Raw genomic sequence first — 14,883 nt, 5'->3', positions numbered from 1 at the left:
GCCCCGCTATCTGGATCTCCGATCTCTATGGCGCCCAGCGCGGTCATGCCGATGACTGGCAGATTTGCCTCGCCCACCAACTCCGGGACTGCAAATTCGCGATCGAGGCGGGTGATACGATCTTCGCACCCAGAATGAAGGCCCTGCTGCTCCGCGCCGTCGTGCTGGCGCGGCGCCATCGCACGCTCGCGGACGCTACAAGACGCGCCTGGCGGCGGCGCCTCGACCATGATCTCGACGCCGTCATGGCGCTCGCCCCGATCAACCACCACGGCAGACGATTGCGCCGACGATACGGCAAGGTTCGTGATCATCTCTTCACCTTCCTCGACCACCCGGATATCGCCGCGGACAACAACGGCTCCGAGCGCGAACTCCGGCCTACCGCGACATATCGCAAGGTCACCGGAGGGTTCCGATCCAACTGGGGCGCCGATTTCTTCGCCAACGTCCGATCCGTCGTCGGGACCGCCGCGCGGCACGGCCTTGATGCCTACACCGCTATCAAAAACGCCGTCACCGGAGCATCACTGCCCATCGCCCCCCTACCGGGTTGAGCAGATACAAATTGAAATGGTCGGCGCAAGAGATTTGCAACAATGGTATAGAGCCGCCACTAGCGCCGCAGAGGTTGAGATTGAATTTCCGCGCAATGTAGTTATGCCCTCTAATGCTCATGTAGAAGAAGCATATATTGGATATATAAACGCAACAAACTTGCTTAAGTTATTTTGCATTAATGACGAGAATGGAAAAACAATAAGTATAAATAAATCTGTATTTTTTGATAACATAAGAGATTATGATCCAAATTCTAAAATCAATAAATTCATTAAACAAAGCGTTATCGACGGCAATGGAAATGATTTTGTATTTCGAAACAATGGTATAACGGTCGTTTCAAAAAATATTGACCGAACAGCAGATAAATTCAGACTCGAAGATTTTCAAATTGTTAATGGGTGCCAAACAAGTAATATCATATTTGAACTTGTATATGGAGATATTAACTCTGAATCAAAACGCAGTTCAAAACTTTCCGAAATCATTCACGTTCCATTCAGACTTATTGGATCAAAGGATGATCAATTTGTTTCGTCAATTATAATTGGCACGAATCAACAAAATTCAGTTCGAGACGACCAGTTCTGGGCACTTCGTCCATTTATGAAAAGTCTTGAAGAGTATTGTCGAAATTTAGATCCTGAGCTCATAATTTATCTTGAACGAAGAGACAATCAATTTCGGAATCAATCAATTGAACGAACTCGGATTATGCAACCTTCTGTTCTGATGAAGGCCGTTGCGGCTTGTCTTCTCTTTCAACCTCAGCGCGCTGCACGTGATTACAGAGGTATACTATCTGAATATGAAAAAAAATTATTTCTCGAAAATCATGATGTAAGAATTTACCATGCCGTAGCATTTCTTTACTATAGACTTGAGTTTCTTTGGCGAAACCAGAAAATAGACAATCGCTTTAAGACCTATAGGTACTATATATTATCTGGGATTGGAATCGAAATGACTATGGGAAATTCTGTATTTTTGATGAAGAAAAGTGAGGTTTCTACACTTTCACAATCGATAATAAATTTATGCAGGAATGAGACAAAATTAAAATCACAAGTTGATCGTATTGTTCAAATCATAGAAAGCCGAATCCATGAATTAGGCATAAATGGGCAGGAAAAAATTCGAGACGCAATTAGATCTGAAAGTTTTTCTACTGCTTTTCGAGATAAACTTTTGAACAAATAGATAAGAATTCGCATAGATTAGAAAGGCTATGTCTAGGGGCAAAAGTTTTTGCTTCTTTTTTCAAAAAGAAGCTCTTTTGCTCCCCTTCCCTTCCGAACCCCTCACACGGAGAAATACTTCGCGTGGGGGTTCAAAACGACGATGGCGCTGGTGGATTGTTCGGGGTGGAGCTGGTGTTCGTCCGAGAGCGACACGCCGATGCGTTCGGCGTCGAGGAGGCGGAGGAGAAGAATTTGGTCCTCGAGGTTCGGGCAGGCGGGGTAGCCGAAGGAGTAGCGTGAGCCGCGGTAGGACTGGGCGAGCATTTTTTCCATGTCGCGGTCGTCCTCGGCGGCAAAGCCGAGTTCGGCGCGGATGCGTTTGTGGGTGTATTCGGCCATCGCCTCGGCCATTTCGACGGAGAGACCGTGGAGGTAGAGGTAGTCCTGGTAGCGGTTTTCCTCGAACCAGGCGCGGGCGGTTTCGGAGGCTTTTTCGCCCATGGTGACGACTTGCAGGCCGATGACGTCGCGTTCGGCGTCGTCCACGTCGCGGAAGAAGTCGGCGATGCATTCGCCGTCGTCGCGGGGCTGGCGCGGGAGGGTGAAGCGGGCGAGTTCGGTGGCGCCGTCCTCGGCGAAGAGGATGAGGTCGTTGCCCTGGCCGGCGGCTTTCCAGTAGCCGTAGATGGCCTGGGGCTTGAGGATGGAGTCGGCGGCGCAGAGGTCGAGCATGCGCTTCATGACGGGGCGGAGTTCCTGGCGGGCCCAGCCCATGAAGTCTTCCAATGACTTGCCCTGTTTGCGGAAGCCCCACTGGAACTGGAAGAGGGAGCGTTCGTTGATGTAGGGGACGAGGGCTTTCTGCGGGGCCTCGATGATCCTTGCGCCCCAGAAGGGCGGGGTGGGGACCGGGGTTTCGCGGGTGAGGCGGCGGCGGCGGGCCTGGGCGGCGGAGATGTCGACCGGAGCGAAGCCGCGGGCGTCGGCCTGGCCGAGGGTGCGTTTGGTGTTGCGGGCCTTGCCGCGGCGCTTGGACTGGAGGGCGGCGAGGTAATCGTCGAAGCCGTTGCCGGTGACGCGGTCCATCAGGTGGAGGCCGTCGAAGGCGTCGCGCGCGTAGGCGACGCGGCCGGAGGCGTAGGCGGCGACGCAGTCTTCCTCGACATAGTTGCGGGTGAGCGCGGCGCCGCCGAGGAGGACGGGAATGTCGAGCCCCTGGCGGGACATTTCCTCGAGGTTTTCGCGCATGACGACGGTGGATTTGACGAGGAGGCCGGACATGCCGATGGCGTGGGCGCGGTGTTCCCGGGCGGCGGCGACCATGTCGGCCAGGGGGACCTTGATGCCGAGATTGACGACGCGGTAGCCGTTGTTGGTGAGGATGATGTCGACGAGGTTCTTGCCGATGTCGTGCACGTCGCCCTTCACGGTGGCGAGGACGATGGTGCCTTTCTGCTGGCCCTCGACGCGCTCCATGTAGGGTTCGAGGTAGGCGACGGCGGCCTTCATGGTTTCGGCGGATTGCAGGACGAAGGGGAGCTGCATCTTGCCGGCGCCGAAGAGCTCGCCCACGGTTTTCATGCCGTCGAGCAGGAGGTTGTTGATGATGTCGAGCGGGGGGTGGGATTTCATCGCCTCGTCGAGATCGTCGGCGAGGCCCTTGCGGTCGCCATCGACGATGCGGTCGCGCAGGCGGCCCTCGACGGTGTCGGCCCTGGCCTTCTTCACCGCGTCGGCGGCCTTGCGGTCGGCGAACATTTCGAGGACGCGCTGGAGGGGGTCGTAGTCCTCGCGGCGGCGGTCGAAGATGAGGTCTTCCATGACCCGCACTTCCTCGGGCGGGATGAGGTGCAGGGGGCGGATCTTGGAGACGTGGACGATGGCGCCGGTCATGCCGGCCTTCACCGCGTGGTCGAGGAAGACGGAGTTCAGCACCGCGCGGGCGGCGGGGTTGAGGCCGAAGGAGATGTTGGACAGGCCGAGGATGATCTGGATGTCGGGGAAGGCATCGCGGATCAGTTTGATGCCTTCGAGGGTCCAGAGGCCGAGCTTGCGGTCGTCCTCGTTGCCGGTGGCGATGGTGAAGGTGAGCGGGTCGATCAGCAGGTCGGATTGCGGGAGGCCGTGCTTGCGGCAGGCGAAATCGACCAGGCGGGTGGCGATTTCGAGCTTCTGCGCCGGCTCCTTGGCCATGCCGGTCTCGTCGATGGTGAGGGCGATGACGGCGGCGCCGAACTTGCGGGCGAGGAGCATGCGCTCCTCGGCGATGTGCTCGCCATCCTCGAAGTTGATCGAGTTGATGATGGGCTTGCCGCCGTGGAGCTTGAGGGCGGCCTCGATGACGGGGGTTTCGGTGGAGTCGATCACCAGCGGGGCGTTCACCGACGAGGTGAAGCGGGTGATGATTTCGGACATTTCGCCGAGTTCGTCGCGGCCGACGAAGGCGGTGCAGATGTCGAGCGCGTTGGAGGCCTCGGCGACCTGTTCGCGGCCCATGGCGATGCAGCCGTCCCAGTCGTGCCGCTCCTGCAGCTCGCGCCATTTCTTCGAGCCGTTGGCGTTGCAGCGCTCGCCGATGGAGAAATAGGCGTTCTCCTGGCGCAGCGGGGTGGAGCCGTAGAGGCTGGCGACCGAGGGGATCCAGACCGGCTTGCGCGGGACGGGCGCGGGGCGGACTTCGCCGCGGCGGCGGAGCATGGCGTCGAGGGCGGCGATATGCGGGGTGGAGGTGCCGCAGCAGCCGCCGATGAGGTTGATGCCGTCCTCGCGGATGAAGCGTTCGAGCCAGGTGGCGAGTTCGTCCGGCGTGAGCGGGTAATGGGTCTTGCCATCGACCAGCTCGGGCAGGCCGGCATTGGGCTGCACCGAGATGAGGCCGGGCCAGTTCTGCGCGAGGTAGCGCACGTGCTCGGCCATTTCCTGCGGGCCGGTGGCGCAGTTCAGGCCGATCAGCGGCACGTCGAGCGCCTGGATCACGGTGGCGGCGGCGGCGATGTCCTGCCCGACGAGCAGGGTGCCGGTGGTCTCGACGGTGACCTGGACGAAGATCGGCGTGTCGCGTTTCTGCTCCGCGCGGGCGATCTTCGCGCCGTTGACGGCGGCCTTGATCTGCAGCGTGTCCTGGCAGGTTTCGATCAGGATGGCGTCGACCCCGCCCTCGATCAGGCCGCGGCACTGCTCGGCGAGGCCGGCTTCCAGCGGGTCGTATTCGATGTTGCCGAGGGTGGGCAGCTTGGTGCCGGGGCCGACGCTGCCGATCACGTAGCGGTCGCGCCCGTCGGCGAAGGTTTCGGCGGCCTCGCGGGCGAGTTCGGCGGCGATGCGGTTGATCTCGCGGGCGCGGTCGCCGAGCTCGAACTCGGCGAGGGTGATGGGCGAGCCGCCGAAGCTGTTGGTCTCCACCATGTCGGCGCCGGCTTCGTAGTAGCCGCGATGGATTTCGCGCACGAGGTCGGGGCGGGAGAGGTTCAATACCTCGGTGCAGTTTTCCTTGCCCCAGAAATCGCGCTCGGTATCGAGGGTGAGGGCCTGGACGCGCGATCCCATGCCGCCGTCGCAGAGGAGGACGCGGTGGCGGAGGGCTTCGAGGAGGGAGGGTCTGCTCATGGTGGTGGGAATATAGGATGCGCGCCACATTTCCAATGCGGGGCGGCGGCGGGCTGCATTGATCGGGGCGGGCCGGGGCGTATACCGGCGGCGGCGGAGGGATATGGATGACGGTGGGTGGCGATGAGGGGGCGCGCTTGCGCGACGACGAGGGCGCGCGCGACGGGCGGTTCGCGACCGGGGTGGCGGCGGTGCTGTTCGCCTCGCTGGTCTGGGGCACGACCGGCACGGCGGCGACGTTCGCGCCCGCGGTCGGGCCGCTGGCGATCGGCGCCGCGGCGATGGGGATCGGCGGGCTGTTGCAGGCGCTGCTCGCCGCCCCCCGCATCCTGCGCGACCTGCCGGCGCTGGCGCGGCATGGCGGGCTGCTGGCGGCGGGCGGCGTCGCGGTCGCGCTCTACCCCCTCGCCTTCTACAGTTCGATGCGGCTCTCCGGTGTGGCGGTGGGAACGGTGGTGACGCTCGGCTCGGCGCCGATCTTCTCGGCGCTGATCGAGCGCGTGCTCGCCGGCACCCGGCTGAGCGGGCGCTGGGTCGCCGGGGCGCTGCCGGGGATTGCCGGCATGGCGCTGCTCGCCTTTTCGGAACCGGGGGCGGAAGCGGGCGATGGAAGCGTCCTCGGGATCGGGCTCGGCCTCGTCGGCGGGCTCACCTATGCGCTCTACGCCTGGACCGCGCGGGGGATGATGCTGCGCGGCATCCGCCCGGCGGTGGCGATGGGGGCGACGTTCGGGATCGGCGGCGCGCTGCTGATGCCGGTGCTGGCGGCGACCGGCGGCGCCTTTCTCGACTCCTGGGGCAATGCGGCGGTGGGGATCTACATGGCGGGGGTGCCGATGTTTCTCGGCTATCTCTGCTTCGGCGTCGGGCTCGCGCGGATTCCGGTGAGTGTGGCGACGACGATCACGCTGGTCGAGCCGGTGGTGGCGGCGGTGCTGGCGGTGCTCGTCGTCGGCGAGCGGCTGAAGCCGGCGGGATGGGCGGGGGCGGCGCTGGTGATCGCCGGGCTGGTGGTGACGGCGGCGCCGGGCCGGCGCGGCGGTGGGGCGGTCGCCGATCCGCCCGGAGCGGATGCGGTACCCTACCCGATCGACAGATAGAGCCGCAGCGCCGAGGCCAGGCCGGCGAGGCCGGCGAGGCCGACGACCGCGGTGATGACATGCCCGAACACGGAAGGCGGGATGCGGCGGACGGCGCGGATGCCGGCGAAGGTGCCGAGGGCGGCGGCCGGGGCGAGCCAGAGGCCGGAGAGCAGCCAGTGCGGGCGGGCGATGCCGCCGGCGAGGGCGACGGCGATCGCGAGGACGTAGCTCAGCAGATTGAACATCACGAGGATGGCGCGGCTGTCGGCGACGGCGCGGCCCTGCCAGGCGACGACCATGGCCGGGACCGGCCCGCCCATGCTGGTGCAGCCGTTCAGCAGGCCGCCGAGCAGGGCGCCGGCGGCGAGCGGGCCGGCGCCGCCGCCGAGCCGGACCCGCACGCGGGCGAGGCGGAGGATGGTGACGCCGACCGCAAGCCCGGCAATGACGAATTTCAGCGCCGGGCGGGCGACCAGGCCGAGCAGCGCGATGCCCGCCGGCGTGCCGAGCGCGGTGCCGAGAAGGACGGGCAGCGCGCGGTCCCGGGTGATGGCGTGGCGGAGTTCGGCGATCACGCCGAGGCTCATCAGCGTGCCGAGCACGAGGGCGGCGAACACGACATGGCGCGGATCGTCGGAGATCAGCGAGAGCAGCGGCGTGAAGACGACGGCGAAGCCGAAACCGGCGAAGCCCTTGACGAAGCCGGCGGCGAAGGCGGCGAGGGCGGCGGCGGCGAGCAGGGGCGGCGCGAGCGGGACCAGCACCGGTCAGATCCGGCCGGACGGGAAGACGGGCGGGCGGGCGATGAGGCGAACTCCTGCGGACAACACGGCAGCGGCAACGTATCGTCCGGCCCGTGTTGCTGGCAAGGCGGCCGGGCTTGCGGCGGCGGCGGCCGATCGCCACGTCGCGCCATGGTGGGATTTCGCGGGGCGGGGATTTCGCGGCGCCGGCCGGAGCAAGAAGAAGGAGCAAAAATGCGGATCGGAATCAGGTTTGGCGGGGCGGTGGCGCCGGGGGATGCGGTGCTGGTGCAGGAGGGGTTCGCGCCGCCTTCCGGCGCGCGGGTCGTGGGCGCGTTCCGGGCGGAGGAGGTGCGGCGGTTCGGGCATGGGATCGGGTGTTCGTGCTGCGTGCCGCGCGGCGCGGTGGCGGCGGCGCTGACGCGGCTGTTTCTCGACCGCGCGCGGGGCACCGAGGACGGGTCCGGCGATGTGGTGATTGTCGGCGATACTAACGGCGAGGCGGCGGTGCGGGCGGCGGTCGCGGGCGATGTGCTGCTGCGGGCGCGATTTTTTTTCGCTCCTGCCGCGGGCGAAGCCGCGGCGCGGGACGGCGGATAACTTCAATTCTTTCAGATGATTGACTGAACATTCGGCTTGGTGATGCTGGCGATCCGCCGACAGGCCCGGTTGCGGCCGCGCGATTCTTGTTGTTAGTTTTATTGACATCACTAACCGGCTGAACTAACAAATCCGCTCATCAACGAGGAGATGAGCGATGCCCGAACGCCGCATCTGGACCGACGCCGCCGACGAGACGATCCGCCGCATGCGGGTGGACGGGGCGACCTGGGCGGCGATTGCCGCCGTGCTCGGCCTGTCGCGCAACACGATCATCGAGCGCGGGCGGCGGCTCTGCGCCGCCGGCGGGCCGAGCCAGGCGGCGCGGCCGAAGCCGCCGCCGGAGGACGATCCGAACCGCCCGCCGCTGCCGGCCGGGCATCCGCGCTCCTGGGGGCTGCTGACGCGCGGGACGATTCTGGAGGGCACGGCGTTCGTCCCCCTCGCCGCCCCCGGGCGGGAGGATGAGCGATGAGCGCGGTGCGGGCGCGCCGGGCGGGCGAGGTGCTCGGCTCGGGGATCGGCGCCGCCGGGGTGGAGCGGCGGGTGGAGATCGGCCCCTGCCCGGCGGTGAGCGGGGCGGCGGACCCGATCGGCGCGATCGCATCAAGGCTGGAGGCGGCGGGGTCGTGCCTGCTGGCGCTGCCGGAGCGGGGCTATTCGCCGCACCTCAGGATCACCCGCTACGAGGTGGTGCGCAGCGCGCTCGACGCCTATGGCTGGGAGGCCTCGCGCATCCGCCCGCCGCACCCCTCGGGTGCGGAGATCGACCGCATGGACGAGGCGCTCGGCTGGCTCGCCGCGATCCCCGAGGAGCGGTTCGTGCTGCGGCGGATTCTCGGCGCGCGGGCGCTGACCCATCCGCTGACCGGGCGGCACCTGTTTCCCTGGCGCAGGCTCGGCGGCGTGCTGGGGGCGGACCACAAATCGGTGCAGCGGTGGCATCGCGAGGGGCTCGGCATCGTGCTCGCGGCCCTGGTGGCGGCGGAGCGCAAACTTGCCGAAAGCCGCGCATCGCGTTAAGCCGCCGCATCCTTATCGCAGTTCGAGTGTGAATTCATGAAGCAGCAGGCGAATCTGATCCGCGCCGGCCAGGTGATCGAGCATGACGGTCGCCGCTGGACGGTGCTCAAGCAGCAGATCATCACCCCGGGCAAGGGGGGCGCGTTCATCCAGGTGGAGATGCGCGACCTCAAGACCGGGAACAAGACCAACGAGCGCTGGCGCACCGCCGACACGGTCGAGCGGCTGATGACGGACAACCGCGACTACACCTATTCCTACACCGACGGCGACAACCTGGTGCTGATGGACGGCGAGACCTTCGAGCAGTTCCTGGTGCCGGCCGAGCTGCTCGGCGATCAGGCGCCGTTCCTGCAGGACAACATGGCGGTGATCGTCGACCTGGTGGAAGGCGACCCGGTGGGCATCCACCTGCCGGCGACGGTGACCCTGGAGATCGTCGAGGCCGATCCGGTGGTGAAGGGGCAGACCGCCTCCTCCTCCTACAAGCCGGCGAAGCTGTCGAACGGGGTGAAGGTGATGGTGCCGCCCTTCATCGAGGCGGGCGAGCGCATCGTCGTCCGCACCGAGGATTCGACCTACGTCGAGCGGGCCAAGGGCTGAGGCCGGGCGCGGCGCACGGGCGCCGCGCCGGACCGTTTTCCGGAGTATCGAGCCATGACCCCCCGCCGTTCCGCGCACATGACCATCATGGTCGCCGCGGCCCAGAAGGCCGCGCGACGGCTGGTCCGCGATTTCAACGAGGTCGAGCATCTCCAGGTCTCGGTGAAGGGGCCGTCCGACTTCGTCAGCCAGGCGGACATGCGCGCCGAGCAGACGATCCGCGAGGAGCTGGAACGCGCCCGGCCCGGCTACGCCTTCCTGATGGAGGAAAGCGGGGCGCATGGCTCGGAGAACTGGGCGTGGCGGTGGATCGTCGATCCGCTCGACGGGACGACCAATTTCCTGCACGCGATCCCGAACTGGGCGATCTCGATCGCGCTGGAGAAGCGGCTGCCGGAGGGCGGCAGCGAGATCGTCGCCGGCATGGTGATGGCGCCGGCGCTCGACGAGCTGTTCTGGGCCGAAAAGGGCGCGGGCGCCTATCTCAACGACCGGCGGCTGCGGGTGTCGTCGCGGCGGGACTGGTCGAGCGCGCTGTTCGCGACGGGGATTCCCTTCGCCAGGACCGCGCCGCGCAACCGCCTCGCCTTCGCCCGCGTGCTCGGCGCGCTGATGCCGGAGACGGCGGGCGTGCGGCGGATGGGCTCGGCCTCGCTCGACCTCGCCTGGACGGCGGCGGGGCGGTATGACGGCTACTGGGAACTCGGCACCCATCTGTGGGATGTCGCCGCCGGCGCGCTGATGGTGCGCGAGGCGGGCGGCTACGCCACCGCGCCGGATGGGGGCGATGCGCTGAGCGGCGACATCGTCGCCGGCAACCCGCATATCCACCCGCGGCTGCGCGAGCTGGTGGGCTCGGCGCTGGAGACCGCGAAAACCTGATCCGGGCCGCCATTGAGCGGCATGGGAGACATGCGCTAGTGTCGCACGCGATGCGACATTGCGGCTTCCTCGCGGCGTGCATGGCGGCCGCGTTCATCCTCATTCATCCGGCGCCGGCGCAGGTTGTCGTCAACCCGCAGGCGCTGCGGCAGCTCGGCGGGCCCGCGCCGGCGGCGAAGCCCGCGGCGCCGGCGCCCGAACGGCGGGCGGTGCCGAAGCCGGCGATCGTCCGGCGGCCGGCGCCGCATCGCGCCGTGTCGCGCCTGCCGCTGCCGCCGCCCCCCGCGCCGGTGATCGCCGCGGCGCGGCCCGCCCTGCCCCATCCGGCGCCGAAGCCGGCACCCAAACCGCAGCCGGCGGCGCCGAAGCCGCCCGCGCCCGTCGCCATCGTGATGTCCGGCACCAGCGCGGCGCCGGGACCGCGGGGCGAGGCGGCGGTGAAGCGGTTTCTCGCCGCGCCCCGGCCGCGCGGGCTGCGCTTCCTGGTGCGCGCGACCGCGCCGGGGGTGGCCGACGATCCCTCCATCGCGCGGCGGCTGGCGCTGCGGCGGGGGATGGCGGTGCGCCATATGCTGCTGAAGGCCGGGATTCCGGCAGAGCGGATCATCGTGCAGGCGCTGGGCAATCCGCCGGGCGCGCCGGACGACCGCGTGACGCTGAGCACCCTTCCCTGAGGCAGGAGCCCCGATGACCCGACCGAACAGCTACCTGATCCGCATGCTGGTGTTCCTGGTCCTGGTCTACGGGCTGGCCGCCTTCCTCGCGCCGACGCTGGAGAAGTTCTTCCTCGCCAACCCGGTGGTGAACTCGGTGATCGCGGTGGTGGAGGTGTTCGGCATCTTCTGGAACCTGCGGCAGGTGATGCGGCTGAGCCCGGAAGTGGACTGGGTGGAGCGGTTCCAGCGCTCGCGCGCCTCGATCGAGCATGGGCCGAAACCGCGGCTGCTGCTGCCGATGGCGCGGATGTTCGGCGGGCGGCACGAGGACGGGCGGCGGGTGACGCTGTCGGTCGCGAGCATGCGGACCATGCTGGATGGCATCGCCAGCCGGCTCGACGAAAGCCGCGAGACCTCGCGCTACGTGACCGGGGTGATGATCTTCCTCGGCCTGCTCGGGACGTTCTGGGGGCTGCTGAAGACGGTGCACGCGGTGGCCGCGGTGATCGCGGCGATGAACCTCGCGGGCGGGGACGTGAACGGGATGTTCGCCCAGCTCAAGGCCGGGCTCGCCGGGCCGCTGGCGGGGATGGGCACGGCGTTCTCCTCCTCGATGTTCGGGCTTTCGGGCGCGCTGATCCTCGGCTTCCTCGACCTGACGGCGGGACAGGCGATGACGCGCTTCTTCAACGAGCTGGAGGAGTGGCTCGCCGGGCTGACGCGGGTGTCCTCGGGGGCGGTGGCCGCGGATGGCGAGGGCGGGCTGCCGGCCTATGCGCAGGCGCTGCTGGAGCAGAACACCGAGAATGTCGAGGCGCTGCAACGACTGCTGGCGCGCAGCGAGGAGAGCCGGCACGACGCCACGCGGACGATCGCGGAGATGAGCGAGCGGATGAACGTGCTGGCGGAATCGATCCAGAACTCGCAGCGGGTGATGCTGCGGGTGGGCGAAGGGCTGGCCGCCCTCACCCGCCTCGCCGAACGCAGCGACGAGCGCAACGGCAGCGAGATCGCGCGGGCGCATCTGCGCAACATCGAACTGCTGATCGCGCGGATGATCGCCGAGGCGGAACAGGGGCGGGTGCAGGGGCTCGCCGATCTGCGCCACGACCTCAACGTGCTGACCCGGACCGTCGCCGCGCGGTTCGACGAGGCGAAGGGCTGAGCCATGGCGCGCACGATCCGCGGCCGCAACAACGGGCTGGAGATCTGGCCGGGCTATGTCGACGCGCTGTCGACCCTGCTGATGGTGACGATCTTCGTGCTGCTCGTCTTCGTGCTGGCGGAGGCGTTCCTGTCGGTGGCGCTGTCGGGGCGGAACAAGACGATCACCGCGCTGCGCAGCGAGATCGCCCAGCTCTCGCACGTGCTGGCGCTGCAGAAATCGAAGACCGCCTCGCTGCAGGACGAACTCGCCAGCATGGCCTCGCTGATGAAGGCGGCGAAGACGCGCGAGGCCGCGCTGATGGCGGCGAACGCGGCGCTCACGGCGAAGACCGCGACGCTCGGCGCCGCCGTGACGGCGGCGGGCGGGAAACTCGCCGGCCAGGTGAAGCTGAACGCGCAGGAGCTGCAGACGGTCAGCCTGCTCAACCAGCAGATCGCGGCGCTGCGGCTGCAGCTCGCGACGATCGCCGCAGCGCTCGATGCGGCGCAGAAGAAGGACCAGGAAGAGCACGTGCAGATCGCCGATCTCGGCCAGCGGCTGAACGAGGCGCTGGCGCGCAAGGTGCAGTCGCTGGAGCAGTATCGCAGCGAGTTCTTCGGCGTGCTGCGCAAGGCGCTGGCGGACCAGAAGGACATCAAGGTGGTGGGCGACCGCTTCGTGTTCGAGAGCGCGGTGCTGTTCCCCTCCGACTCGGCACGGCTCTCGGCCAAGGGCAAGGCGGAGATCGCGAAGGTGGCGCAGGCGATCGAGGCGATCGCGCCGAAGATTCCGGACAAGATCAACTGGGTGCTGAGCGTCACCGGCTATGCCGACAAGGAGGCGATCACCGGCGGGCCGTACAAGGACAATTTCGACCTCTCGGCGGCGCGCGCGCTTTCGGTGCTGCACCTGCTGATCGCGGACGGGGTGCCGAAGAACCGGGTGGTGGCGGCCGGGTTCGGCGCGGATCACCCGATCGCCACGGGCAATACGCCGCAGGACCTCGCGCAGAACCGGCGGATCGAGTTCCGGCTCACCTCGGCGGATTGAGGCGCGGGCGCTGCCCTCAGGCGACCAGCGGGGCGCGGAGGGCGGCGGCGCGGGCCCAGCTTTCGGCGGCGTCCTGGTCGAAGAGTTCGGCGAGTTTCTTCATCATCGTGCCGCCGAGTTCCTCGGCATCGACCAGGGTGACGGCGCGGCGGTAGTAGCGCGTGACGTCGTGGCCGATGCCGATGGCGACCAGCTCGACGAAGTCGCGGCTTTCGATGTCGCGGATCACGTCGCGCAGATGGCGTTCGAGATAGCTGCCCTGGTTGACCGAGAGGGTGGAATCGTCGACCGGCGCGCCATCGGAGATGACCATCAGGATGCGGCGGTGCTCGGGGCGGGTGCAGAGGCGGCGATAGGCCCAGGCCAGGGCCTCGCCGTCGATGTTTTCCTTGAGCAGCCCCTCGCGCAGCATCAGGCCGAGATTGCGGCGGGCGCGGCGCCAGGGTTCGTCCGCCCCCTTGTAGACGATGTGGCGGAGGTCGTTCAGCCGGCCGGGATTGCGCGGCTTGCCGTCCGCCACCCATTTCTCGCGGCTCTGCCCGCCCTTCCAGGCGCGGGTGGTGAAGCCGAGGATTTCCACCTTCACCGCGCAGCGCTCCAGCGTGCGGGCCAGGATGTCGCTGCACATGGCGGCGACCGAGATCGGCCGGCCGCGCATCGAGCCGGAATTGTCGATCAGCAGGGTCACCACCGTGTCGCGGAATTCCATCTCGCGCTCGCGCTTGAAGGAGAGCGGCAGCAGCGGGTCGGCGACGACGCGGGCGAGGCGGCCGACATCGAGCAGGCCTTCCTCCAGGTCGAAATCCCAGGCGCGCTGCTGCTGGGCGAGCAGGCGGCGCTGCAGCCGGTTGGCGAGCTTGGAGACCACGCCGTGCAGATGCTGGAGCTGCTGGTCGAGCTGCTGGCGCAGGCGGGCGAGTTCCTCGGGATCGCAGAGCTGCTCGGCGCCGATTTCCTCGTCGAAGGCGCGGGTATAGGCGTGGTAGGCGGCACCGGTTTCATCTTCCACCGGCTTGCGGCGCTGCTGCGGGCCGGCGGGCGCCTCGTCCGGCGCGGCGGCGGAATCGTCGTCGGTCTCCTCGTCGGCCTCGGCGTCGGAGGCTTCGGATTCGAGGGAGTCGGGGGCCTCGGAGAGCAGGTCCTGGTCGTCCTCGCGGGTCTGGGTCTCGCCCTCGCCGGAATTGTCCTGCGAGAGGGACTGTTCGCCCTGCTCGCCCTGTTCCTCGCTGTCCTCGCCCTCCTCGGACTCGGCTTCGGCCTCGGCGAGGTCCATCACCGCGAGCAGGCGGCGGGCGGCGCGGGCGAAGGCGTCCTGGTCGGCGCGCTCGGCGGCGAGATCGTCCAGCGCCCGGTCGGCATCGCCGGTCAGGGTCTCGCGCCAGAGATCGAGGATGTGGCGGGCGGCGGCGGGGATCGAGGCCGGGTCCATGCGCTCGCGGGCGAGCAGGCCGAGCGCCTGGGCGGTGGAGAGCTGCTCGGCGCGGCTCATCCGGTCGAGCCCCTCGGCCTCGGCGTCCTCGTTCAGCTTGCGCTGGAGATTGGCGGCGACACCCTGCATGTGGGCGGCGCCGACGATCTCGACGCGGGCCTGTTCCAGCGCGTCGTAGGCATCGCGGGCGTCGCGGGCGACGGGGGCGCGGGCGGCGTGGATGGCGTCGTCGTGATGGCGCAGGCGCAGCGCCATCGCATCGGCGATGCCGCGCAGCCTGGCGACCTCGGCCGGCGGCAGGGCGCGCGTCGGCGCCGGCA

Annotated in this window: 14 protein-coding genes; 11 read left to right on the top strand and 3 right to left on the bottom strand. The window is 67.3% G+C overall.

What is annotated here, in order from left to right; genetic code table 11:
- A partial coding sequence (locus RT91_RS10005; protein ID WP_035187068.1) for a transposase occupies window positions 1–557 on the top strand: 557 nt, incomplete at its 5' end.
- The gene (locus tag RT91_RS20525) at window positions 490–1,761 is read left to right on the top strand and encodes an AIPR family protein (protein WP_082468575.1); all 1,272 of its coding nucleotides are present in this window, start codon (window positions 490–492) and stop codon (window positions 1,759–1,761) included. The genes RT91_RS10005 and RT91_RS20525, both read left to right, overlap by 68 nt.
- Before the next feature lie 101 nt (window positions 1,762–1,862).
- On the opposite strand, the gene metH is transcribed toward RT91_RS20525, so the two are convergent.
- Window positions 1,863–5,348 (bottom strand): methionine synthase, encoded by a 3,486-nt coding sequence (gene metH / locus RT91_RS10000; protein WP_082468574.1) that lies wholly within the window; start codon window positions 5,346–5,348, stop codon window positions 1,863–1,865.
- A 107-nt stretch (window positions 5,349–5,455) separates the two neighbouring features.
- Here metH and RT91_RS09995 point away from each other — a divergent pair, with 107 nt between their 5' ends.
- A complete protein-coding gene (locus tag RT91_RS09995; protein WP_011942429.1) occupies window positions 5,456–6,448 on the top strand; it encodes a DMT family transporter in 993 nt (330 codons plus the stop codon).
- Here the strand turns inward: RT91_RS09995 and RT91_RS09990 are convergent.
- Complete coding sequence (locus tag RT91_RS09990) at window positions 6,430–7,194, bottom strand: sulfite exporter TauE/SafE family protein (RefSeq protein WP_011942430.1); 765 nt, start codon at window positions 7,192–7,194, stop codon at window positions 6,430–6,432. The two genes, RT91_RS09995 and RT91_RS09990, sit on opposite strands and share 19 nt — an antisense overlap.
- A 213-nt stretch (window positions 7,195–7,407) precedes the next feature.
- Between RT91_RS09990 and RT91_RS09985 the strand changes: the two genes are divergently transcribed.
- The 8 genes from RT91_RS09985 (at window position 7,408) to RT91_RS09950 (ending at window position 13,134) form a co-directional block, all read left to right on the top strand.
- Window positions 7,408–7,773 (top strand): hypothetical protein, encoded by a 366-nt coding sequence (locus RT91_RS09985; RefSeq protein ID WP_035187087.1) that lies wholly within the window; start codon window positions 7,408–7,410, stop codon window positions 7,771–7,773.
- 157 nt (window positions 7,774–7,930) lie between these two features.
- Window positions 7,931–8,248, top strand: a complete 318-nt coding sequence (locus RT91_RS09980; RefSeq protein ID WP_007423008.1) for a hypothetical protein — start codon at window positions 7,931–7,933, stop codon at window positions 8,246–8,248.
- On the top strand, window positions 8,245–8,796 hold the full coding sequence (locus tag RT91_RS09975; RefSeq protein ID WP_007423007.1) for a DUF6362 family protein: 552 nt from the start codon (window positions 8,245–8,247) through the stop codon (window positions 8,794–8,796). The genes RT91_RS09980 and RT91_RS09975 overlap by 4 nt, the downstream gene beginning before the upstream one ends.
- Window positions 8,797–8,832: 36 nt before the next feature.
- Window positions 8,833–9,399 (top strand): elongation factor P, encoded by a 567-nt coding sequence (efp, locus tag RT91_RS09970; protein ID WP_007423006.1) that lies wholly within the window; start codon window positions 8,833–8,835, stop codon window positions 9,397–9,399.
- A 54-nt stretch (window positions 9,400–9,453) separates the two neighbouring features.
- Complete coding sequence (locus RT91_RS09965) at window positions 9,454–10,281, top strand: inositol monophosphatase family protein (RefSeq protein ID WP_011942432.1); 828 nt, start codon at window positions 9,454–9,456, stop codon at window positions 10,279–10,281.
- Between the two features lie 38 nt (window positions 10,282–10,319).
- On the top strand, window positions 10,320–10,955 hold the full coding sequence (locus RT91_RS09960; RefSeq protein WP_240314258.1) for a hypothetical protein: 636 nt from the start codon (window positions 10,320–10,322) through the stop codon (window positions 10,953–10,955).
- Between the two features lie 13 nt (window positions 10,956–10,968).
- On the top strand, window positions 10,969–12,102 hold the full coding sequence (locus tag RT91_RS09955; protein ID WP_007422761.1) for a hypothetical protein: 1,134 nt from the start codon (window positions 10,969–10,971) through the stop codon (window positions 12,100–12,102).
- A gap of 3 nt (window positions 12,103–12,105) precedes the next feature.
- A complete protein-coding gene (locus RT91_RS09950) occupies window positions 12,106–13,134 on the top strand; it encodes a peptidoglycan -binding protein (RefSeq protein WP_007422760.1) in 1,029 nt (342 codons plus the stop codon).
- 16 nt (window positions 13,135–13,150) lie between these two features.
- Here the strand turns inward: RT91_RS09950 and cobT are convergent.
- On the bottom strand, window positions 13,151–14,883 hold a 1,733-nt coding region (cobT, locus tag RT91_RS09945; RefSeq protein WP_035187084.1), incomplete at its 5' end, for a cobaltochelatase subunit CobT.

The sequence above is a fragment of the Acidiphilium sp. JA12-A1 genome (assembly GCF_000724705.2).
Taxonomy (GTDB): Bacteria; Pseudomonadota; Alphaproteobacteria; order Acetobacterales; family Acetobacteraceae; genus Acidiphilium; species Acidiphilium multivorum.
The sequence above is the reverse complement of the archived record's forward strand: the minus strand, read 5'-3'. Positions and strand labels throughout refer to the sequence as shown.